The 19,575-nt window shown below is 65.0% G+C and carries 25 protein-coding genes and 1 rRNA gene; 7 read left to right on the top strand and 19 right to left on the bottom strand.

The features are described from left to right. The first annotated feature begins 161 nt into the window (after positions 1-161). Positions 162-274: ribosomal RNA gene (gene rrf / locus GH681_RS21420) — 5S ribosomal RNA — on the top strand. A gap of 317 nt (positions 275-591) precedes the next feature. Beyond that, entirely contained in the window at positions 592-1,635 is a 1,044-nt protein-coding gene (locus tag GH681_RS21415; RefSeq protein WP_153163579.1) for a type I glyceraldehyde-3-phosphate dehydrogenase, read from the top strand. A 36-nt stretch (positions 1,636-1,671) separates the two neighbouring features. On the opposite strand, the gene GH681_RS21410 is transcribed toward GH681_RS21415, so the two are convergent. The 9 genes from GH681_RS21410 to nifH form a co-directional block, all read right to left on the bottom strand. Then, positions 1,672-2,640 (bottom strand): hypothetical protein, encoded by a 969-nt coding sequence (locus GH681_RS21410; RefSeq protein ID WP_153163578.1) that lies wholly within the window; start codon positions 2,638-2,640, stop codon positions 1,672-1,674. 16 nt (positions 2,641-2,656) lie between these two features. Next, positions 2,657-3,412 carry a 4Fe4S-binding leucine-rich repeat protein gene (locus tag GH681_RS21405; protein WP_153163577.1) on the bottom strand — a complete coding sequence of 252 codons (756 nt, stop codon included), beginning with the start codon at positions 3,410-3,412 and terminating at the stop codon, positions 2,657-2,659. Then, positions 3,405-3,668, bottom strand: coding sequence for a DUF6129 family protein (locus GH681_RS21400; protein ID WP_153163576.1), 264 nt, complete (start codon positions 3,666-3,668; stop codon positions 3,405-3,407). The genes GH681_RS21405 and GH681_RS21400 overlap by 8 nt, the downstream gene beginning before the upstream one ends. Next, entirely contained in the window at positions 3,665-4,396 is a 732-nt protein-coding gene (locus GH681_RS21395) for a dinitrogenase iron-molybdenum cofactor N-terminal domain-containing protein (RefSeq protein WP_153163575.1), read from the bottom strand. Before GH681_RS21395 ends, GH681_RS21400 begins: the two co-directional genes overlap by 4 nt. A 103-nt stretch (positions 4,397-4,499) precedes the next feature. After that, positions 4,500-4,691: a 4Fe-4S binding protein gene (locus GH681_RS21390; protein ID WP_153163574.1), complete on the bottom strand. Its 192-nt coding sequence runs from the start codon at positions 4,689-4,691 to the stop codon at positions 4,500-4,502. A 19-nt stretch (positions 4,692-4,710) separates the two neighbouring features. Then, a complete protein-coding gene (gene nifT, locus GH681_RS21385) occupies positions 4,711-4,932 on the bottom strand; it encodes a putative nitrogen fixation protein NifT (RefSeq protein ID WP_228112021.1) in 222 nt (73 codons plus the stop codon). 55 nt (positions 4,933-4,987) lie between these two features. Continuing rightward, the gene (nifK, locus tag GH681_RS21380; protein ID WP_153163573.1) at positions 4,988-6,556 is read right to left on the bottom strand and encodes a nitrogenase molybdenum-iron protein subunit beta; all 1,569 of its coding nucleotides are present in this window, start codon (positions 6,554-6,556) and stop codon (positions 4,988-4,990) included. A 145-nt stretch (positions 6,557-6,701) separates the two neighbouring features. After that, complete coding sequence (nifD, locus tag GH681_RS21375; RefSeq protein ID WP_153163572.1) at positions 6,702-8,174, bottom strand: nitrogenase molybdenum-iron protein alpha chain; 1,473 nt, start codon at positions 8,172-8,174, stop codon at positions 6,702-6,704. Positions 8,175-8,261: 87 nt separating this feature from the next. Continuing rightward, positions 8,262-9,161, bottom strand: a complete 900-nt coding sequence (nifH, locus tag GH681_RS21370; protein ID WP_153163571.1) for a nitrogenase iron protein — start codon at positions 9,159-9,161, stop codon at positions 8,262-8,264. A gap of 149 nt (positions 9,162-9,310) precedes the next feature. Between nifH and GH681_RS21365 the strand changes: the two genes are divergently transcribed. Further along, on the top strand, positions 9,311-10,162 hold the full coding sequence (locus tag GH681_RS21365) for an NAD(+)--dinitrogen-reductase ADP-D-ribosyltransferase (RefSeq protein ID WP_153163570.1): 852 nt from the start codon (positions 9,311-9,313) through the stop codon (positions 10,160-10,162). On the opposite strand, the gene GH681_RS21360 is transcribed toward GH681_RS21365, so the two are convergent. Continuing rightward, a complete protein-coding gene (locus tag GH681_RS21360) occupies positions 10,159-10,503 on the bottom strand; it encodes a hypothetical protein (RefSeq protein ID WP_153163569.1) in 345 nt (114 codons plus the stop codon). The two genes, GH681_RS21365 and GH681_RS21360, sit on opposite strands and share 4 nt — an antisense overlap. A gap of 227 nt (positions 10,504-10,730) precedes the next feature. On the opposite strand from GH681_RS21360, the gene GH681_RS21355 reads away from it, so the two are divergent. Genes GH681_RS21355 through GH681_RS21345 form a run of 3 tightly spaced genes read left to right on the top strand, consistent with a single transcriptional unit; the run spans position 10,731 to position 12,540 of the window. Beyond that, positions 10,731-11,567 (top strand): SIR2 family protein, encoded by an 837-nt coding sequence (locus GH681_RS21355; protein WP_153163568.1) that lies wholly within the window; start codon positions 10,731-10,733, stop codon positions 11,565-11,567. Between the two features lie 35 nt (positions 11,568-11,602). Continuing rightward, complete coding sequence (locus GH681_RS21350) at positions 11,603-12,160, top strand: hypothetical protein (protein ID WP_153163567.1); 558 nt, start codon at positions 11,603-11,605, stop codon at positions 12,158-12,160. Further along, entirely contained in the window at positions 12,160-12,540 is a 381-nt protein-coding gene (locus tag GH681_RS21345; RefSeq protein ID WP_153163566.1) for a bacteriohemerythrin, read from the top strand. The genes GH681_RS21350 and GH681_RS21345 overlap by 1 nt, the downstream gene beginning before the upstream one ends. 435 nt (positions 12,541-12,975) lie before the next feature. On the opposite strand, the gene draG is transcribed toward GH681_RS21345, so the two are convergent. From draG to nifB, 8 genes are all read right to left on the bottom strand, one after another. Then, positions 12,976-13,890: an ADP-ribosyl-[dinitrogen reductase] hydrolase gene (gene draG / locus GH681_RS21340; protein ID WP_153163565.1), complete on the bottom strand. Its 915-nt coding sequence runs from the start codon at positions 13,888-13,890 to the stop codon at positions 12,976-12,978. Beyond that, entirely contained in the window at positions 13,869-14,441 is a 573-nt protein-coding gene (locus tag GH681_RS21335) for a nitrogen fixation protein NifQ (RefSeq protein ID WP_194271310.1), read from the bottom strand. Before GH681_RS21335 ends, draG begins: the two co-directional genes overlap by 22 nt. 23 nt (positions 14,442-14,464) lie before the next feature. After that, positions 14,465-14,827, bottom strand: coding sequence for a 2Fe-2S iron-sulfur cluster-binding protein (locus tag GH681_RS21330; RefSeq protein WP_153163563.1), 363 nt, complete (start codon positions 14,825-14,827; stop codon positions 14,465-14,467). Positions 14,828-14,891: 64 nt separating this feature from the next. Continuing rightward, on the bottom strand, positions 14,892-15,179 hold the full coding sequence (locus GH681_RS21325; protein WP_153163562.1) for a 2Fe-2S iron-sulfur cluster-binding protein: 288 nt from the start codon (positions 15,177-15,179) through the stop codon (positions 14,892-14,894). Positions 15,180-15,208: 29 nt separating this feature from the next. After that, positions 15,209-16,492 carry an FprA family A-type flavoprotein gene (locus GH681_RS21320; protein WP_153163561.1) on the bottom strand — a complete coding sequence of 428 codons (1,284 nt, stop codon included), beginning with the start codon at positions 16,490-16,492 and terminating at the stop codon, positions 15,209-15,211. Continuing rightward, positions 16,470-16,934, bottom strand: a complete 465-nt coding sequence (locus GH681_RS21315; RefSeq protein ID WP_153163560.1) for an ArsC/Spx/MgsR family protein — start codon at positions 16,932-16,934, stop codon at positions 16,470-16,472. The genes GH681_RS21320 and GH681_RS21315 overlap by 23 nt, the downstream gene beginning before the upstream one ends. Continuing rightward, a complete protein-coding gene (locus GH681_RS21310) occupies positions 16,934-17,212 on the bottom strand; it encodes a 4Fe-4S dicluster domain-containing protein (RefSeq protein WP_153163559.1) in 279 nt (92 codons plus the stop codon). Before GH681_RS21310 ends, GH681_RS21315 begins: the two co-directional genes overlap by 1 nt. Before the next feature lie 72 nt (positions 17,213-17,284). Continuing rightward, entirely contained in the window at positions 17,285-18,778 is a 1,494-nt protein-coding gene (gene nifB / locus GH681_RS21305) for a nitrogenase cofactor biosynthesis protein NifB (RefSeq protein ID WP_153163558.1), read from the bottom strand. Positions 18,779-18,982: 204 nt separating this feature from the next. On the opposite strand from nifB, the gene GH681_RS21300 reads away from it, so the two are divergent. Continuing rightward, on the top strand, positions 18,983-19,165 hold the full coding sequence (locus GH681_RS21300) for a hypothetical protein (protein ID WP_228112020.1): 183 nt from the start codon (positions 18,983-18,985) through the stop codon (positions 19,163-19,165). A 3-nt stretch (positions 19,166-19,168) separates the two neighbouring features. On the opposite strand, the gene GH681_RS21295 is transcribed toward GH681_RS21300, so the two are convergent. Next, positions 19,169-19,575 (bottom strand): IS3 family transposase (locus GH681_RS21295; RefSeq protein WP_153163557.1); only part of this gene is annotated, 407 nt, incomplete at its 5' end.

The raw sequence follows: 19,575 nt of genomic DNA, 5'->3' as shown, positions 1-19,575 counted from the left end.
TAATGCGTTAAGCTAACCAGTACTAATTGCCCGTGAGGCTTGATCCTATAACCTTGCAATACAAGGCAAACTCGAAAAACGTGCGCAATCGCACCACCCAACACCACACTTCTTCTCTTTGACGTTCAGCGCAAATACGCGATGAACGGTACAAGTTACAGTCTGACGACCATAGCGTCTTGGAACCACCCCTTCCCATCCCGAACAGGACCGTGAAACGAGACCGCGCCAATGATAGTGCACATCCGTGCGTGAAAGTAGGTCATCGTCAGACTAACCATTCAACACCCCCTCAGGCAAAATGCCTCAGGGGGTGTTACGCTTTGGAATACCCAAATCACTACGGGTCGGAACGAGCCTTGCGAGAAAGTCGCAACAGAACGCCGGCACGGCAGCCGACGGATTTCTGGCTCTGATGGGCGTTAGCCGTCCGGTACTCGCTATCCAGTCAAGCGCTCTCCTATTGTCAGCCTCCTCGGCGGATGCGGCTCGGCGTTGTTATATAGTGTTCGCGATGGTTGCCGCGAGCTTAGTGGCGACCATATTGCCGTTCTCCTTGTGTGCATTGAAGCTGGATAGCCTGGACGAGAAATGAGTTTGCGGATTGCGATCAATGGATATGGACGCATCGGGCGTTGCTTTCTGAGAGCGTTGATGGTGTCGCCGCTGCGTGAACACTTTTCGGTGGTGGCGATCAATGAGCCGGCCGACCTGGAAAGCATGGCGTATCTCACGCGTTTCGATTCCACCCACGGGTGTTTCCCCGGGGAGGTTGAGGTGGCCGGGGAGGCGCTGCGCATCAATGGCATCGATATCCCGGTCTTCCACGCCAGCACGCCGGACGGTGTGGATTGGCGCTCGCTTGGCGTGGATCTGCTGGTGGAGGCTTCCGGGCGCTACGCGCACCGCCACGAGCTCGAGGCATTCCTTGAGGCCGGTTGCCGGCACCTGCTGTTGTCCCACCCCGGGCACAGCGCGACCGATGTGGACAAGACCATCGTCTTTGGTCACAACGAAGGACTGATCGTCGGGGATGAGCGGATCGTGTCGGCGGCGTCCTGCACCACCAATGCCATCGTGCCGGTGCTGGCGTTGCTGGACGAAGCCTACGGGATTGACCACGCGCTGATGACGACGCTGCATTCGGTGATGAACGATCAGCCGCTCATCGACGGCTATCATCACGCCGACCTGCATCGCACGCGGTCCGCGATGCAGTCGATGATTCCGGTCTCCACGGGCCTCGCGCGTGGTGTGGTGCGACTGCTGCCCGATCTGGCCGGGCGCGTCGAGACGAAGGCGATCCGGGTGCCGGTGGTCAATGTGTCGGCGATCGATCTGGTGGTGACGCTGCAGCGTCCCGCCTGCATTGGGGACGTGAATGCGCTGCTGCGTTCAGCCGCTGCCGGGAAGGAGTCCGGCCGGATGGCTTATACCGCTGAGCCTCATGCGTCGATCGATTTCAACCACAGCCCCCACTCGGCCATCATCGACGGAGGTCAGACCCAGATGAGCGGCGCCCATCTGCTCAACCTGCTGGTGTGGTTCGACAACGAGTGGGGCTTTGCCAACCGCATGCTGGATGTGGCGGCGTGCTGGGCCGGGAGGATGTCGGCCCGGCGGACCGGCGGCTAGACTCGCCGCCGGAGTGGGCCGAACAGGGTTCGGCGCTTACAGGGCGTAAGGCCGGTGCAGCCAGTTGCGGACGATTTCCACATCCCGCTGGGGCAGGTAGGCGAAGCCGGCCATGGTGTCTTCGATTACCACCTGTGCGACCCAGTGGGGAACCGCCTTGGTGCCCAGCATGTTGAAGAACCAGGCCATCGGGTAGCCGATTTCCCGGTCGAAGTGCGTCAGCGCCTCGTTCAGGGCCAGGCCGCTGGTGCCGGTCGCCGCGTCAAACTCCGGCGGCGTGCCGGCCAGGGTCGCGATGGGCTGGGCGCGGAACACCGGCTGGTGATAGCGGTCCAGGTGCTCGCGGGTGGCGACAACCCAGTGGTTCGAGAAGGTGCTGTTGGCGCCGGCGCTGCTCGCGCCCCAGTCATCGACCATCCGGTGGATGGGTGCCGGTTCTGGCCGTTGGGCGCGCATGCGCTGAAGAAAACTCTCGATGTGCTGGACGCGCCGGAAGGCGTAGTGGGGCAGACTCACCGGCAGGGGCTGCTCGTTGCCGGTACGCGGGTCGATCAGATCCTCGATGGTCGACGGGTCGTTGGCGAAGAGCTGGTGGGCGCGGATTTCCTGCAGGTCTTCAATCTCCAGCTGAAGAAAATCGGCGTGCCCTTCGCCGCAGTGGGACACCAGATAGTGGGTCTGGCCGACGAGGCGGGTGGCGTAGAGCGTCTGCCCGGCAAAGTCGTCGATCAGGTGCGCCATGTCGCCGTCACGCTCGTCCAGATTGCTCTCGACCCATCGCTCCAGGTTATCGCTGATCCGTTTTCCATCGGCTGAGACGATACCTCCCAGCCGATACCATCCGCCGCGGCTCATGGCGTGGCGGAACTTCCAGTCGGGCAGCGCCTGGCCGAGGGCCTTGATGAGCGCGCCGGGTCCGCCGCTGACCGGCACCTTGGCCGAGGCTTCGACGATGGCCGGGGCGAGAGACTTGCAGTATTCCGACCAGGCTTGGTTCTCTTTCATCGTTGTGTCCTTGGGATCAGGCTGCATTGGCCTCGGCCAGTCGGGCCTTGGCGGCGTCACGGATTTCCGCTTCCGGGTCGGAGAGCAGGGGGTCGAGGAACTCCAGCGGGGCGTTGCTCACCGCGGCGAGGCGAACCCACCACTCGGGATCTTGCAGCAGGGCCGCGGCGAGGCCGGGCAGGGCACGTTCGGCCACGACGGCGCGGACTTCGGGCTCGGGGTCGTTGGCGAGCATGTGCAGGGCGAAGGGCGGCAGGCGGGTGGCGACCACCTTGCGTACTTCCCGCTCCGGGTCCTTGGCGAGCCGGGCGAGCTGGCCGTGGGGCAGGCGTCGGGCGACGGTGGCGCGGATCATGTAGTCCGGGTCGCTGATCAGCGTCGCAAGCTGGGCTTCGGGCAGGCGCGAGGCCACCGACAGGCGCACCTCGCGGTCCGGGTCGCGGCTCATGGTGGCGAGCTGGTCGAGGGGAATCCGCGAGGCGACCACCCGGCGGACGACTTCGTCGTTGTCGCGCTGCAGCGGCGTGATCAGTTCTTCCGGCGCGTAGCGGGCCGCGATGGCCCGGCGTTCCCAGAAGATGTCGGCCAGATAGAGGTGGGCTTCGTCCGGGTTGGTGCGCAGGAAGCGGTCGATCTGCCGACCGCTGTGGGCGCGGATGCAGGCGTCGCCGGGCGTGCAGCGGTGGCTGTTCAGGTAGTCGGGAAAATACCCGCAGCCCGAGCACAGGCCCAGCTTGCCGTAGCCGGCGTCGGCCTTGGTCTTGTCACTCATCGGCCACCTGTTCGGCGATCACGATGCCGGTGGCGCTGTCCAGGTCGCTGGTGAATTCGAGGCAGTGACCCGAGGCGCCGCTCACCAGGTACAGGTCGTAGCCGGTCACGCTGAGGGCGACCTTGTAGCGGGGCGAGACGTCGTCGGCGCTGCATTCGGTGAAATGCACGCCGGGAAACGCCTTGCGCAGGGCGTCGGCGGAGCCGGAAGTGGTCACGGCAGCCCCGATGGCGGTGAGTTGTTCCGGGGTGATCACAGGGTCTCTCCGGTCTCGATGTCCTCCTCGAAGCGGGCGAGGGAGGCGGCCGGGACGCCCATGATCTGGGCCAGCCACGGCGGCGGGCTGGCGAGCCGGCCCTGGAGTTCGATGAGCGCCTCGCGGGCCGGGCCGCCGGTGGGTTTCTTGACCGGATGCACGCCGGCGCGCACGACCTTGGCCGCGGCCGGTCCGCCGATCGACTGCACGTACACCAGCTGGCAGTCGTTGATGAGGGCCGAGCGGGAGGCGTTCTTGTCCTCGGCGCCGTCGGCCTCGGCGGTGCTACGCACGTCGATGAGGCGGATCGCTTCCTGGCCGACCTGGTAGATCAGGAAGCGGTCGCAGGAGCCGAAGTGGCCGTCCAGGTTCTCGCCCCGGTTGGCGGCGACGGCCACGCGGATCGAGCCGGGCATGTCGCCATCGGTGTAGGCCTCGACCACCGGGAAGTCGGCGTGCTCGACGCCCTGGCCCCACAGCAGGCGGATCGCGTCCTTGAGGGTCTCGTTGTCGACGCCCACGTGGCAGCCCTGCTCGGCAAAGTCGCCGGCCAGGATGGCACGCAGATCCTCGACGGTGAGCTTGGCGAGCTTGGCTTCGGTGAGCGGGGGCTCGAGCTTTTCCAGCAAGGCGCCGACGAGGGCCTTGACGTCGAGGCCGTCAAGGGCGCGGGCAGCCAGCGCGATGCGCAGGGCGGCTTCCCGGGATGCAATAGGCGAGGCGGACATGATGGGCTCCAGGATCCAGGACGGGTCTTCAGTGGAGCGCCGGGCATCCCGCGAAGGGGGCGACCGGCGCTCGGCTCAAGGCTCGTGCTTTGGGGCGCGTGCCTCAGGCCGGGCTGATGCAGCCGGACGGGCAGACATCGACGCACAGGGGCGAGTCGTTGTGGCCGTCACATTCGGTGCAGGTGGCGGCGTCGATCTTGTAGAAGACCTTGCCGGAACTGATCGACTTGGTGGGGCACACCGGCTTGCAGTCGCCGCAGGCGGTGCACATGTCGGGATCGATCTTCATTGCCATGATGATTCTCCTTCAGTCTTCAGCCGCGCCAAGGCGCTTGGCGCGCAGGGAAATGGGCAGACGGGGGGGGCTTCGCGATCGGGTCGATGTAGTAGGAGCCGCCGTTGTCCAGTTTCAGTTCGCCGCCCCATTTTTCCGGGGTGTCGAATTCGATGGACTCGATTGAGGCTTCCAGATCGCGCTTCGGAAGGTAGAAGGTCAAGCCACCGCTTTCGGCCTGCCGGATCATGATGTTGGCCATGTAACTCTCCTGCGGACCGGCGGGCGCGGTGATCTGCCCCCGCCGGTAGTCCGGATCAGCGCACCAGGTCGAAGTTGTAGTCGGTGGTGCCCATGCCGATGGTTTCCTTGTCGAGCTGCTCAAGGACCGCGTTCGTCAGTTGGGTGACCACAGACATCATCCCTTCGTAGCCGAGGGTGGTGGCGCGGTGCATGTGGTGACGGTCGAAGATCGGGAAGCCGATGCGGATCAGCGGAACTTCGAACTCTTCACCCTTGTAGCGGGTGTCGCGCTGGATGTACTTGCCGTAGGAGTTGCCGATCAGGAAGTCCGGCTTGTCGGTGAAGCACAGGCTGCGCATGTGCCACAGGTCGTTGCCGACATACACCTTGCCATTCACGCCGAAGGGGCTGGAGGCCAGCAGCTTCTCGACCTGCTTGCCCCAGCGCTTGTTGGCGTTGTGGGACAGGATGTGGGTCGGTTCGGCGCCCACTTCCAGCAGGATCTTGACCATGCCCATCACGAAGTCCGGGTCACCGTAGAGGGCGAACTTCTTGCCGTGCAGCCAGGCGTGGCTGTCGGAGACCAAGTCCATGCAGCGGCCGCGCTCGAGTTCCAGGGAGGCGGGGATCGGCTTGCCGGTGACTTCCGAGACCTTCATCAGGAACTCGTCGGTCCATTCCACGCCCATCGGGATGTTGAGCTTCGGAATGTCGTGCTTCCAGGTGTTTTCGACGAACTTCTTGGTCTTTTCCAGCTGGGCCGGCTGCAGCAGCAGGGTGGTGATGCCGTTCGGGGCGTCGCGGACTTCGTCCATCGTGGTGCCGCCGGAGTACATGCGGAATTCGCCGTCGGCCGGGGTATCGAAGACTTCGCTCGGGTCGGAGAGCATCGTGTAGCTGACGCCCATCTCGGTGAGCATGCGCTTCACCACGCGGTAGTTGCCCAGGTAGGTTTCGAAGCCCGGCACGATGTTGACCTTGCCGTTGCTGCCGACGACCTTCCCTTCCATGCTGTTGAGCGTGAAGTAGCGCAGGATGCCTTCTTCCATGTTGTCCCAGCCGGTGGTGTGCGAGCCGACGAAGGACGGGGTGTGGGCGAAGGGAACCGGGTAGTCCTGGGGAATGTGGCCGGCCTTCTTCGAGTTGTTGATGAAGGCGTTCAGGTCGTCACCGATGACTTCGGCCATGCAGGTGGTGGAGACGGCGATCATGTCCGGCTTGTAGATGGCCTTGGCGTTTTCCAGGCCGTCGAACATGTTCTTCTGGCCGCCGAACACGGCTGCGTCTTCGGTCATCGAATCCGACACGCAGGAGCACGGTTCCTTGAAGTGGCGGTTGAAGTAGGTGCGGAAGTAGGCGACGCAGCCTTGCGAGCCATGCACGTAGGGCAGGGTCTTGTGGAAGCCGGAGGCACACAGCACGGCGCCCAGGGGCTGGCAGGCCTTGGCCGGATCGACGGTCAGGGCTTCGCGCTTGAAGTTGAGGTCCTGGTACTCCTGGGTGGTCGTCCACATGAAGGTTTCGAGCACCTTGTCGGGGGCGTGGCCTTCCTCGAAGAGGTCGCGCTTCTCGGCGAGGTTCTTCTTGTAGTCATCGTCCCGGAAGAGGGGGTAGCAGGGCTTGATGTTGTCTGCGGTTTGCATTTGCATTCTCCTTGCCTGGCCCGCACATCCGCGGGTCCCGGCGCAAGCTTGAGAGGGGGTTGGGGCCGGCCGTCCGGGGTCGGGTGAAGGACGTCTTGTCCGCAATCACCCGCCGCCGGGCGGCCTTTCCCGGGTTCCTGGAAACTCAGGCAGCCTTCTTGGCTTCGTCCTCGACGACCTTCTTCCACGGGGGCGTCAGGTTCTTGAACGTCGGGTTGGACAGGGCGATGTCCATGTCGCGAGCGAAGATCGCGAAACCGTCGTAGCCGTGGTAGGGGCCGGAGTAGTCCCAGGAGTGCATCTGACGCAGCGGGATGCCCATCTTCTGGAAGATGTACTTTTCCTTGATGCCGGAGCCGACCATGTCGGGCTTCAGGCGCTTGACGAACTCTTCGAGCTCGAAGCCGGTGACGTCGTCGTAGAGCAGGGTGGCGTCGCCCATCTCCTTGATCGTGCGGTCGTAGTCGTCGTTGTGGGCGAATTCGTAGCCGGTGCCGATGACTTCCATGCCGAGGTCTTCGTAGGCGCCGATCACGTGGCGCGGACGCAGGCCGCCGACGTAGAGCATCACCTTCTTGCCCTGCAGGCGCGGTTTGTACTTGGCGATGATCTCGTCCATCATCGGCTGGTAGCGGGCGATGACGGCTTCGGTCTTTTCCTTGATGGAATCGTCGAAGAAGGCCGCAATCTTGCGCAGGGATTCGATGATCTTGGTCGGGCCGAAGAAGTTGTATTCCAGGTAAGGAATGCCGTACTTCTCTTCCATGTGCCGGCTGATGTAGTTCATCGAGCGGTAGCAGTGGAGCAGGTTCAGCTTGACCTTCGGGGTGTTCATCATCTCGGCCAGGGTGCCGTCGCCGGACCACTGGGCCACGACGCGCAGGCCCATTTCCTCGAGGAGGATGCGGGTCGCCCAGGCATCACCGCCGATGTTGTAGTCGCCGATGATCGCCACGTCGTAGGGCGTGCCTTCGTACGCAGCGCCGTCACGCTTGTCGAGCACCCAGTCACGGATCGCGTCGTTGGCGATGTGGTGGCCGAGGGATTGCGAGACGCCGCGGAAGCCTTCGCAGCGCACCGGCACGACGGGCTTCTCGATGACGGCGGCCGCCTTCTTGGAGACCGACTCGATGTCGTCGCCGATCAGGCCGATCGGGCATTCGGACTGAACCGAGATGCCGCGGTGCAGCGGGAAGAGCTGTTCGATCTCTTCGATCAGCTTGGCGAGCTTCTTGTCGCCGCCGAAGACGATGTCCTTCTCCTGGAAGTCGGAGGTGAAGTTCATCGTGCCGAAGGAATCAACACCGGTGGTGCCGACGTAGTAGTTGCGGCGACCGGCGCGGGAGTACTGGCCGCAGCCGACGGGGCCGTGGGAGATGTGGATCATGTCCTTGATCGGACCCCACACCACACCCTTGGAACCGGCGTAAGCACAGCCGCGGATGGTCATCACGCCGGGCAGCGACTTGCGGTTCGAGGTGATGCACTTCTTGGACTGCTCGATGGTCTGGTCGTTGACCGCCAGGTGCTTCTTGCGGTCCTTCTGGGCTTTTTCCGGATAAACCTCAAGCACCTCGGCGATGAGGGCATCGGTTTCTTCGCGAGACAGAGTCGTCATTTTTTCCTCCTGACGCCGCCACCAATCTGTAGCCGACGTACTGGTTGAAGTGGGCGGGCGCCGGAGCCCCCGCCGGTCTTGCGATGCTTAGGCGGCGGCAGCGGCGTCGGCGGCCAGCTCGGCAGCGGTCTTGCCGACGATCGACTCGTCTTCCGCTTCCATGATGCCGAACTCCATCAGCAGGTCTTCCAGCTCTTCCATCTCGATCGGGGTCGGGATGACGAAGTTGGTGTTGTTGTTGATCTTCATCGCCAGCTGACGGTATTCGTCGGCCTGCTTGTGCTTCGGGTCGTATTCGATGACGGTCATACGACGGATCTCGGCGTGCTGCACGGCGTTGTCACGGGGCACGAAGTGGATCATGGTGGTGCCGAGGCGGGCGGCCAGGGCCATGATCAGTTCGTCTTCGCGGTCGGTGTTGCGGCTGTTGCAGATCAGGCCGGCCAGACGCACGCCACCGGAGTTGGCGTACTTCACGATGCCCTTGGAGATGTTGTTGGCCGCGTACATGGCCATCATTTCGCCGGAGCAGACGATGTAGATTTCCTGAGCCTTGTTCTCGCGGATCGGCATGGCGAAGCCACCGCAGACCACGTCGCCCAGCACGTCGTAGAACACGAAGTCGAGGTCTTCGTCGTAGGCGCCTTCTTCTTCAAGGAAGTTGATGGCGGTGATGACGCCGCGGCCAGCGCAGCCGACGCCGGGTTCCGGGCCACCGGACTCAACGCACTTGACGCCGCCAAAACCGACGGACAGGACGTCTTCGAGCTCGAGATCCTCGACGGAGCCGGCTTCGGCAGCCAGGTGCATCACGGTGGTCTGGGCCTTGCTGTGCAGGATCAGACGGGTGGAGTCAGCCTTCGGGTCGCAGCCGACGATCATCACCTTCTTGCCGGATTCGGCCAGCGCGGCGACGAGGTTCTGGGTGGTGGTGGACTTGCCGATCCCGCCCTTGCCGTAGATGGCGCATTGACGCAGTTTTGCCATGGTGTAATCTCCTTGATCTGTCAGTCGATTTGAAAATGAAGCAGTGAGAGTCGCACCTCCACTTCAGCATGTTGCGTGCCAGGTCGGCTGACAGAACTCAAGTGTTTGATACTTCAAGAAAAAGCAAAATCAGCCCAGCGGCGGGTGGCATGTACGGATGCGACAAAACCCCCACGCCTTGTAGGGGTGATGACAAGGCGACACTCCCCCGCGACGCCCGCCTGCCGATCAACCGCTGCAACCTCCCGGCGGTCATCCTCGGCAGCCTCGCCTACCAGCGCCATCCGGCGCCGCTGCTCCTCGATGGCGTGGCCGAATTCCACCGTGATCTCTTCCGGCGCCTCGAAGCCGCGTCGGACGCCGATCGTCCGGACGTCTTCCGCGACTACATGACTGTGCGCTTCCGGCTCGAATGGCCGGAGGAGGTGGGCCTCACCGGCCGCAACCAGGCGCGGGCCAAGGCCAACTACATCAAGGTGATCCGGGGCTGGAGCTTCGATTCGGACAGCGGGGAAGGGGCCGTGCTGAAGGGTTGGGTCGAATCGCGCTTCGGGCTCACCCCGCGCTACCACCGGGAAGCCCTGCGCGACCCGGCGGGCGAGGCCTACCGGCGCTATCAGGAGATGCGTGCCCAGGGCCTGTATGGCACCAACGCCCTCGAGGCCCAGCTCGACCTGCTGTACACGTATTGCCAGTTCGAGCTGGCGCGGCGCCACGGCACCAGCCGCCACGTCACCCTGTACCGGGGCGTCAATCGGCTGGCCGACCACGAAGTGCTGGAGAAAGGTGCCGGCGGCGAGCACGTGGTGCTGCTCAACAACCTCAACTCCTTCACCTGCAGCCGCGACCGGGCGTGCGAGTTCGGCGACTACATCCTGGCGGTGGAGGTGCCGCTCACCAAGGTGCTCTTCTACTGCGGGCTGCTGCCCGGCGCCCTGCAGGGGGAAGACGAGTTTCTGGTGATCGGCGGCGTGTCGTCGGTGGTGCTGTCCACCTTCTAGCTGTCGGCTCGCGGCTGCCGTTCACTCAGCAGCACCAGCTCGCCGATGCCGTATAGAAAGGGAAACGGAAACGCCGGCAGCGAATAGCCGATGCAGGTGTCGCCGCTGCAGTTGCCCAGCACGTTCACATTGAGGAAGGCCCACAGCAGGCCCAGCCAGAACGGAAAGGCCCAGTAGAAGAAGCGCGCCGCCCTGCGCCGGCCGGCATCCGACACCCCCAGCCGGCTGCCCAGCGAACCCCGCAATGCCTGCACCACCCGGATCGGCTCGGCCACGCTGCCCACGAAGAGGGCGAGGGTGATAACGAGCCCGATGGCATGGATGTCGGGAGTGAAGGGCATGACGAGCGGGCTGGGTGGTGGGCGGTGGCGCGATGATCCCCGGCCGGGCGGCCCCTGTCAAAGCGTGCTCGCGCTGGGGACAGATCCGACAGGGCAGCCGACAAAGCCGCCTGTCGCAAAGTCGACAATGGCGTTTTTCGTCGGATCAGGGGCCCCGCCGTTGCTGGGTGCGCAAGCGGGCGTGGAAATTGCAGTAAGGGCTGCATACCCCACTTGCGAGCCCAACCATGACACCCGAACTTCGCGCCAAACTGATCGCCGGCATCACCGACGGCAGCATCGTTCCCTATATCGGCCCCGGCGTGCTGGCCGACGTGAAGAACGCCGCCACCGGCGCCCCCATCCCCGCCGACAGCGATTCGCTGATCTACGCCATGAACGACGGCAAGCCCATGGCGCCCAAGCTCATGTACGAGTTCCCCCGCGCGGCGATGAACGTGGAGCTCAAGCGCGGCCGCACGGCCGTCACCAAGTTCCTCACCCGCACCTACGGCGAGACCGCCTGGACCCGCGGCGCCTTCCACGACTGGCTGAAGGACATCGCCCCGCCCTACGTCATCGACATCAACCGCGACACCCAGCTGCAGGATTCCTACGCCGACGCGCCCCACACCCTGATCGTCGGCATCGCCCGCATCGGCGGCACCGACTACCGCTACAAGCTCTACCGCTGGGACGGCCAGGCCTACAGCCGCGTCGAATCCATCGACACCAGCCTGCCGGTGCTCTTCAAGCCCATGGGCACGCCGCGCCCGGAGCCGGTGTACATCGCCTCCGACGCCGACTACGTGGATTTCATCACCGAGCTGATGGGCGGCTTCTCGATTCCGCCCGAGATCAAGCTGCTGCGCCAGGGCAAGCAATACCTGCTGATGGGCATGCGCCTCAACCGCGACACCGAGCGCATGGTGATGGCCGACATGATCTTCTCGGCCGCCAAGCCGGCCGGCTGGGTGTTCATTGCCGAACCCACCGCCAAGGAGCGCCGCTTCTGCGCCCGCATCGGCCTCGAGATCATCGAATCCGACGTCTTTGAATTCATCGGCGCGGCCCAGCCCGCCTGACCTGTTTCTTTTGCATCCATCCGGAGAAAACCACCATGCTGCTCGACCGTTACGAACCCTACTTCTTCAATTCCAATTTCCGCGAAGCGGCCAGCGAAGCCGGCTGGGAAGCCTATCGGGGCGAGCTCATCGTGATCGAAGGTGAAGTGGCCGACGAACAAGGGCGCCGCAAGCCGCCGGTCGCGCTGTTCAAGCAGGCCATCGTGCTGGGCCAGGGGGATGAACTGAAGCTGCTGTCCGGCTCGCTGGAAGAACTCCAGCACTGGCCGTCGCTGATGGAGAAGTTCGGCAGCGGCCTGAACCCGAGCACGGTGGCGGTGATGTTCACCGTCAACATTCCCAAGCCCTTCGTCTCGGTGATCAATGGCGCCACCGTGGCCTTCATCCCGCTCACCGAAGGCCTGTGCTGGAACGAACTGATCGACCTGGTGGCGCTCGAGAAGGGCGACTTCAAGGGCCAGGGCGCCGCCGACAAGGTGCTCACGGTGTTCAACGCCTTCAAGGGCCACAAGTTCAAGTACCCCGAGCTGAGCGTCGACGAGGCCCTCAAGACCACCAACAACGCCAAGCGCGAGACCCACGGGGCGGTCTGATGCCCTGGGCCGAAGGGCATGTCCTGGGGGTGGCCGAGATGGACGCCACCCACCGGGAATTCATCGAGATGGCCGACGCGCTGCTGGCGGCATCGGACGCTGATTTCCCGGCGCTCTTCGCCCGCCTGCAGGTGCACACCCGGCAGCACTTCGAGAACGAGGAGCGGCTGATGAAGGCCAGCCGCTTCCCGGCCATCGGCGAGCACAACAGCGAACACCTGCGCGTGCTGGGCGAACTCGCCCACTTCGCCCGCGGCGTGGCCGCCGGCCGGCTCGGGCTGGCCCGGCAGTACGTGCAGGGCCTGCCCGCGTGGTTCGACACCCATCTGGCCACGATGGATGCCGCGCTGGCAGGGTGCATCAAGCGCGCTCAGGGTTGATGCGGTCTTGGTGTGGTGGGGGCGAGGGCCGGGTGTCGGGTTACGCTGCGCTAACCCGACCTACGCGCTTTGGTGGCACCAAACGTCGAGTGCTCCGGGCCAGACGGCCTTTGGGCGTCGCAAACAGCGTCTTGACCGCGGCGAACGGACTTCTGTGCTGCCAAACGCTGTTTGCTGACGGCGAACGACGTTCGCCGAGCCCAGGATTGAGTTTGGTGGCGGCGAACGACGTTTGGCGCCGCCAAACAGACTTCGGCGGCTCAGAACTGACTTCTGCGACGCCAAACAGACTTCCGGGGCAAATAAGGGGATAGATCCGCTTGGCGCAGCAGCACCCGACGCGCCATACCCACCGCGCCTTCGCCCAACATCACCCGGCCCCAGCGGGGGGCGTTCGTGCGGCATGGGTCGACATGGGCCCGCCTGATTCGATCGTCAGCCCTGTTTCATCAGCGCCAGGGCCTGCAGCTCGACGCGTTGCCGGATCTCGGCGTCGACCGCCTTGCGCCAGCGGGCAGGGATCGCCGCCGGGCCGTAGCAGGCGCCGGCGAGCATGCCGGCGATGGCGCCGGTGGTGTCGGCGTCGCCGCCGCGATTGACCACGTCCACCAGGCAGGCCTCGAAGCCATCGGTGGCAAACAGCGCCTGGAACACCGCCTGCAGCGTTTCCGCCACATAACCGCTGGGGTTGTCGCGGCGCTTGCCGTGCCATGAGAACACCGGATGCAGGACGGCGAGGGCATTGGCGTGCTGGCGCGCGGCATCGAGCCCGTTGCCGGCGAGAAAGTCGTGAGTCATCGCCACCAGGGTGTCGCAGGCGGCATCGGACAGCAGGTTGTGGTGAGTCACGTGGCCCTGGGCCCGGCAGGCGGCGGCGATCCGATCGGGCGGCTGGCCGAAGGTGGCCAGCGCCACCGGCAGCACGCGCATCGCCGCGCCGTTGCCGGCGTCGTGCTCGGAAGGCGGTGCCTCGGGGTTGCCGGTCTTGCGGTAGGTGATGAGGTTGCGCCGCACGGTGTTGCCGATATCCACCGGCTTGCCGCGCATCCAGGCGTCGAAGGCGTCGGCGGCGGCGCGGGCATCCACCCGGCCGGCGGCCAGGATAGCCTCGCCCAGGGCCAGGGACATCGTGGTGTCGTCGGTGACCTGCCCGGGCTTGAGGCGCAGCCAGCCACCGCCGCTGATGTCCTGATGGACGCCGTGCTGGTGCTGGATCTCGCGGGGGGTGAGGAACTCGACGGTGGCACCCAGGGCATCGCCGATGGCGAGCCCCACGTAAGCCGCGACGGCCCGGTCTTCAGGCGTGAGGGCGGGCGCCGGCGGCGGGCTTACTGCTCGGGTCCAAAGCACTTGGCGTAGTCCTTGCACACGCCGCACGACGGGGCGGGGCACACGTAGATGCCTTCGGCGGCGCAGAACTGCCGGTAGAGGAACTTCTTCCACTTCATGTCGCCGGTGTTGGCGGCGGCGAGGCTCGGGAAGTTCACCACCATCAGGCGGCTGAGCTCGTCCCGGCTGGCGAGGCCCAGGTCCTGCCACAGGTGGTCGGCGCCGGTGCAGGCGGTGGCGATGATGTCGGCCACCCACAGCTCGGAGGCGTGCTGCCCGGCCCGGTGGTCGAGGAGGAGCTTCTGCACGTCGCTCCATTCCGGCACCTTGTCGGTGCTGCGCGGAAAGGCGGGCATGAGCAGCCCGGTGAAGTATTCGTTGATCAGCTGGCGGCAGGTGCGCTCATCCAGGCCGAGATCCGGGGGCAGGCAGCCTTCGCCGAGGCGCTGGCCGGCCAGCAGACTGGCCAGCAGCGGACGGTTCGGATCGAAGCGTGCGTGGTCGTGGCAGGGCATGGCCAGCAGGCCGGCGACGGCCAGGGCGTGATGCGCGTTGCGATCCAGAACGTTCATGGCAGCCTCCCCCGGGGTGGGACTTACTTGCTCGGATACTCGACCAGGATGTCCTCGTCGCGGATGATCATCTGGCAGGCCAGACGCCATTGGGTCGGAGGAATGTCATCCACGTACATCTGCTCGACCTGGGCCTTGGTGATGTGGCCCAGCTCGGTGAGGGCGGCCACTTCGCGCACGTTGAGCGGGCCGCCCATCGGACGGCGCTTGCCATCGACGGACGAGACCTTGACGAGACACGTGCCGCAGTTGCCTTCCTGGCAGCCGAAGTCGATGGGGATGTGGTGTTCCTTGGCAAGGGCGAGAATGGTCTGGGTGTGGCTACCGGCCACGGCATAGACCGTCTTGTCCTTGTGCATGGGGCTGCTGAAGGTGATCAGGGCCATTTGAAGTTCTCCTGGAATGACGGGTTCACGAATTTCTCTGTGGTTGCGGGACGTGCTTTTAGTCTTATGCGGGCTTGACGACGATTTCGCCGCCGATGATCTGGGCCTGGCAGGCCAGGCGATGGCCCCGGGGGGCGAGGTTGTCCTTGAGCACCTGGTCCTCGAGCATGCTGGGCGGGGCGAGGTTGTCGGCGCCCGAGACGATCTTGGTGAGGCAGGTGCAGCACTCGCCTTCGCGGCAGCCGTAGGTGATGCCGGCGCCGACCTTCTCCGACACCTCGATGAGGCGGGTGCCGGCCGGGACGGTGACGGAGACGCCGATGTCTTCGAAGGTGACTTTGGCTTTGGGCATAGTGGGTTTTCCTGGTTGTCCTGAATGGGTTAGGCGAGGGTGACCTGCAGCGTGCTGAACTCGATCTCCCGGTGCTCGACCTGGCCGGTGAGGTGGCGGGCGAGGGTTTCGCCGAGGGCGTGGCACTGCTCCAGCTCGCCGGCGTCCGGCACGAGCTTGATGCGCAGGCCTTCCACCGGCACCCGCAGCTTCAGGCCGCGCAGACGGTCCTCGATCAGCCGTACCGCCTCGCCGCTCCAGCCGTAGCTGCCGAAGGCGGCGCCGAGCTTGCCCTTGACGTTGACGGTGGTGAGGGACGAGAGCACGTCCCAGATGGGCTTGACCGCGTCGGCGTTGATGGTCGGGCTGCCGAAGGCGAGACCGTCGGCTTCCTCGATGAGGTCGGTGAAGATGCCGGACTCGCCGCCCTCCAGGTCGTACAGCGAGACCCGCACGCCGCCGATGGCCTCGGCGCCGGCGGCGAGGGATTCGGCCATCCGCCGGGTGTTGCCGTAGGCCGAGATGTAGAAGATCACCAGGGTCTTCTCGCTGCGGGCCTCGTTGAACAGGCGCGGCATGGCCAGCTCGCGGTAGCGCTGCACGTAGTCCCGCGGCATGTGGCGCAGGATGGGGCCGTGGGCCGGGGCGATCAGGCGCAGGTTGAGGGGCTCGATGAGGGCCAGCGCGTCCAGCACGTTCTCGCGGAACGGCCGCATGATGTGGGCGTAGTAGTACTCGAACGAGAAGCGGAAATCGCCCACCGCGTCGTTGTAGAGCCGGGCGTCGCAGAAGTGGCAGCCGAACACGTCGCCCGAGAACAGCATGCCCTCCTCGACGAGGTAGGTGCATTGGGTGTCGGGCCAGTGCAGGTAGGGCGTGTGCAGGAAGTGCAGGGTGCGCCCGCCCAGGTCGATGGTGTCGCCGGTGGTCACCGGGATGTATTCGGGCGGGGCTTCGCCGCTGGGCTTGAGCAGCGCCTTCAGCATCATCTGGGCGCGGCGGGAGAGGTACACCTTGGCCTGGGGCGCGCGCTTCAGCAGCTCCGGCAGCGCGCCACTGTGGTCCGGCTCCAGGTGGTTGAGGACGATGGTGGTGATCTCGTCGTAGCGGGCGACGGATTCGAGCCGCCGGAAGAAATCGTCGGCGAAGCTCTCCTTCACCGTGTCGATCACCGCCACGCCGGTCTCGCCGCGCACCACGTAGGCGTTGTAGGTGGTGCCGTTGGCGGTGCGCAGGATGATGTCGAAGTTGCGCAGATGCGGGTCGAGGGCGCCCACCCAATGGACGCCCGGGGCCAGTTCGACCGCGTTTTCAGTGATTCCCGACGCGCGCATGGTCTTCTCCGTGACCTGCGGAACCACAGTTGCCGTGCCCGGCGGGGCCATGCACGCAGGCTTCGATGTTCCCGGCGGGAATCTCTACGCCACGCAGGCCGATCCAGGCGTCCACGGCGGCAGCATCAAAGCCCACCATGCGCTCCTCGCCCACCTGCATCAGCGGGCGGCGGATCAGCAGCGGGTTCTCCAGCAGCAGCGTCAGGGCCTGGCGCACGTCCAGCGCGTCCGGGTCGATGTGGCCGAGCTTGATCGCCGGCGCGCTGCGGTTGAACCACTCGGGCACCGGCAGCCGGCCGAGGAAGGCGAGCAGCCCTTCGGCCGTCCACACCTCGGTTTTCAGGCTGCGGGCGTGCACGGTGTGGCCCGCCGCGGCAAGCAGCGTCTTCTGGCGCTGGTTGCCCTGGCAGCCAGGCTTCTCGAAGAAGGTGACATCGGCCATCAGGCCACCTCCCGGTACAGGCCGAACTCCTTGAGCTTCTCGATCGGGATGCCGGTCAGCGATCCGGGCGGGTTGAGGAATTCGCCCAGCTCGTCGACGATGGCCATCTCGATGGGGCAGATCGCGGCGCACTGGGGCGTGGCGTGATCGCCGAGGCATTCGGTGCACTTCATGTCGTCGATGAGGAAGTGGGGCTTGTCGGCGTAGATGGCGTCGTTGGGGCAGACGTCCACGCAGGCCCAGCAATTGACGCAGGATTGAGTGATCTGAAGTGCCATGTCAGGGCTCCCGAAAGGCCCGCCGGAGGTATCCCCGGCGGGCGTGACGAAGGATGTGGATGAAGTGGGCGTTCAGGCGACCTTGAGGCTGTCGGTGCTCGGGAGCAGCCGGCCGGTGGCGGCGATCTCCTTGTACACCGTCATCACCGCCTCTTCGATCGGCTCCATCGCGTGCTCGCCGTTGGGGGCGATGCCGGCCGCCTCGAGCTTGCCCCACGGTTCAAAACCGATCTTGGAGCACAGCACGACCTCGCAGCCTTCGAGCACCTTGATGTTGCGGTCGAGGAGGGAATCCGGTTCCTCGTCGCCCTCGCCGCAGCTGTCCATCCCGCCGCAGTAGAGCTCGGTCTTGCGGTGGCTGATGAAGCGCACGCCGTCGGGCGAAGCCTCGTAGATCAGGAACTCCTTGGCGTGGCCGAAGTGCTCGGCGACGAGGCCGTTCTTGCCGGCCACCGCCATCAGCACCGGGCGCGAGCCTTCGGGAATCCCCTGGGGCTTGGGCTTGGTGTGGCCGCGCTGGGCTTCGAGCTTCTCGATGATCGAGTCGTGGACTTCCTTGCGGCGCACCATCGCGGCCTCGTAATCCACGTCCATCACGTCGATCTTGTCCATCGTGAACTCGTCGCCGCGATCCTCGCCCACCAGGCCCACCGCGTCGGCGCGGCACTGGCGGCAGTGGCGCATCATCGCCATGTCGCCGGCACAGGCGTCCTGCAGGTCCTGCAGCTGCTCGGGGGTCGGCTCCGGCTGCTCCATGATCCCGTAGTAGGTGCCGTGCTCGGGCTCGGCGATCAGCGGCATCACGTTGTGCAGGAAGGCGCCCTTGGCCTTGACGATCTTCGAGACCTCCTTGAGGTGCTCGTCATTCACGCCGGGGATCAGCACCGAGTTCACCTTCACGAGGATGCCCCGCGAGGTGAGCATCTCGAGGCCCTTCTGCTGCTGCTCGATGAGGATCTTGGCGCCCTCGATGCCGAAGATGCGCTTGTTGTTCCAGTAGATCCACGGATAGATCTTGGCGCCCACTTCCGGATCGACACAGTTGATGGTGATCGTCACGTGGTCGATGTTGTGCTTGGCGATCTCGTCCACGTATTGCGGGAGCGAGAGTCCATTGGTGGACACGCACAGCTTGATGTCCGGCGCCTTCTCCGAGAGCTGCTCGAAGGTCTCGAAGGTGCGGGCCGGGTTGGCAAGGGGGTCTCCCGGCCCCGCGATGCCGAGTACGGTCATCTGCGGGATCTCGGCGGCCACCGCGAGCACCTTCTTGATCGCCTGATCCGGCGTCAGCAGCTCCGAGACGACGCCCGGGCGGGACTCGTTGGAACAGTCGTACTTGCGGTTGCAGTAGTTGCACTGGATGTTGCAGGCCGGGGCGACGGCCACGTGCATGCGCGCAAAGTAGTGGTGGGCCTCTTCCGAATAACAGGGATGGTCCTGCACCTTGGCGCGGATGTGGTCGGGCAGATGAGACAGGGCGTCGGGCGCTGTGCCGCAGCCACTTGAAGAACAACCGCCGCCGGATGCTTCTTTGGGCGCGGCATTGCTGATGACGGGCAGTTCCACGTTGGGCTCCTCTGGATCTGGGGTTACGCCGGGTATTCAGCAATCGCTGTGCCAGAGGAGAAAACAGCAGAAAAACAGGGGTTTATTGTTTTGGCGCGGGGGCGCGTGTCAGCCCTTTGTCGCAAAGGTGACAGTCAGCTTTGTGCGTAAACGCCTGATTTGAGGCGCTTTAGGATTGGCACCGGTCTTGCGTGGCAGATGGGCATGAAAACCTATCTCGACTGGTCGGCCTACGACACCTACGGCGTGGGCGACGCCTACGCGGGCATTCCCGCCACCGGGGGCAACTACGCCAAGGCGGTGGCCGTGTGCATGAACAACCACCAGTGCCAGCGCGACGGCAAGGGGGTGATGTGCCCGAGCTACCGGATCACCCACGACCTGTAGTGGTCAAGTAATACCGGACACCTCGATAGGGTGCTGTAGTGCGGTTTTCCGTTCATAGGCCGTGGGCGGCAGGTAGCCCAGCGTCGAGTGCAGACGGACGTTGTTGTAGAACCCGACGATGTAATCAGTAATGTCGCGACGCGCCTCGGCGTGGTTGGCGTAGTCGTTCTGCCAGACCCGCTCCCTCTTCAGATTGAGGAAGAAGCGCTCCATGACGGCGTTGTCCCAACAGTTGCCTTTGCGACTCATGCTGCCCGTCAAGCCATGACGGCTCAGCAAGGCACGGTGGGCTTCGCTGGCGTACTGACTGCCACGGTCGGAATGCACGATCAGGCCCGCCGGCGGTTGGCGCTGCGTAATGGCCATCTGCAAGGCCGAGCACACCAGTTCGGCAGGCATGTTTGGCGCCA

Source organism: Zoogloea sp. 1C4 (assembly GCF_009469605.1).
Lineage (GTDB): Bacteria > Pseudomonadota > Gammaproteobacteria > Burkholderiales > Rhodocyclaceae > Zoogloea > Zoogloea oryzae.
This window is presented reverse-complemented; position numbering and strand designations above follow the sequence as displayed.

What these genes read in the sequence shown, in the direction of transcription:
- GH681_RS21415 (WP_153163579.1), top strand. Translation starts at nt 592, where the DNA reads ATGAGTTTGCGGATTGCGATCAATGGATATGGACGCATCGGGCGTTGC.
- GH681_RS21410 (WP_153163578.1), bottom strand. Translation starts at nt 2,640, where the DNA reads ATGAAAGAGAACCAAGCCTGGTCGGAATACTGCAAGTCTCTCGCCCCG.
- GH681_RS21405 (WP_153163577.1), bottom strand. Translation starts at nt 3,412, where the DNA reads ATGAGTGACAAGACCAAGGCCGACGCCGGCTACGGCAAGCTGGGCCTG.
- GH681_RS21395 (WP_153163575.1), bottom strand. Translation starts at nt 4,396, where the DNA reads ATGTCCGCCTCGCCTATTGCATCCCGGGAAGCCGCCCTGCGCATCGCG.
- GH681_RS21390 (WP_153163574.1), bottom strand. Translation starts at nt 4,691, where the DNA reads ATGGCAATGAAGATCGATCCCGACATGTGCACCGCCTGCGGCGACTGC.
- nifT (WP_228112021.1), bottom strand. Translation starts at nt 4,932, where the DNA reads ATGGCCAACATCATGATCCGGCAGGCCGAAAGCGGTGGCTTGACCTTC.
- nifK (WP_153163573.1), bottom strand. Translation starts at nt 6,556, where the DNA reads ATGCAAACCGCAGACAACATCAAGCCCTGCTACCCCCTCTTCCGGGAC.
- nifD (WP_153163572.1), bottom strand. Translation starts at nt 8,174, where the DNA reads ATGACGACTCTGTCTCGCGAAGAAACCGATGCCCTCATCGCCGAGGTG.
- nifH (WP_153163571.1), bottom strand. Translation starts at nt 9,161, where the DNA reads ATGGCAAAACTGCGTCAATGCGCCATCTACGGCAAGGGCGGGATCGGC.
- GH681_RS21365 (WP_153163570.1), top strand. Translation starts at nt 9,311, where the DNA reads ATGTACGGATGCGACAAAACCCCCACGCCTTGTAGGGGTGATGACAAG.
- GH681_RS21360 (WP_153163569.1), bottom strand. Translation starts at nt 10,503, where the DNA reads ATGCCCTTCACTCCCGACATCCATGCCATCGGGCTCGTTATCACCCTC.
- GH681_RS21355 (WP_153163568.1), top strand. Translation starts at nt 10,731, where the DNA reads ATGACACCCGAACTTCGCGCCAAACTGATCGCCGGCATCACCGACGGC.
- GH681_RS21350 (WP_153163567.1), top strand. Translation starts at nt 11,603, where the DNA reads ATGCTGCTCGACCGTTACGAACCCTACTTCTTCAATTCCAATTTCCGC.
- GH681_RS21345 (WP_153163566.1), top strand. Translation starts at nt 12,160, where the DNA reads ATGCCCTGGGCCGAAGGGCATGTCCTGGGGGTGGCCGAGATGGACGCC.
- GH681_RS21335 (WP_194271310.1), bottom strand. Translation starts at nt 14,441, where the DNA reads ATGAACGTTCTGGATCGCAACGCGCATCACGCCCTGGCCGTCGCCGGC.
- GH681_RS21330 (WP_153163563.1), bottom strand. Translation starts at nt 14,827, where the DNA reads ATGGCCCTGATCACCTTCAGCAGCCCCATGCACAAGGACAAGACGGTC.
- GH681_RS21325 (WP_153163562.1), bottom strand. Translation starts at nt 15,179, where the DNA reads ATGCCCAAAGCCAAAGTCACCTTCGAAGACATCGGCGTCTCCGTCACC.
- GH681_RS21320 (WP_153163561.1), bottom strand. Translation starts at nt 16,492, where the DNA reads ATGCGCGCGTCGGGAATCACTGAAAACGCGGTCGAACTGGCCCCGGGC.
- GH681_RS21315 (WP_153163560.1), bottom strand. Translation starts at nt 16,934, where the DNA reads ATGGCCGATGTCACCTTCTTCGAGAAGCCTGGCTGCCAGGGCAACCAG.
- GH681_RS21310 (WP_153163559.1), bottom strand. Translation starts at nt 17,212, where the DNA reads ATGGCACTTCAGATCACTCAATCCTGCGTCAATTGCTGGGCCTGCGTG.
- GH681_RS21300 (WP_228112020.1), top strand. Translation starts at nt 18,983, where the DNA reads ATGAAAACCTATCTCGACTGGTCGGCCTACGACACCTACGGCGTGGGC.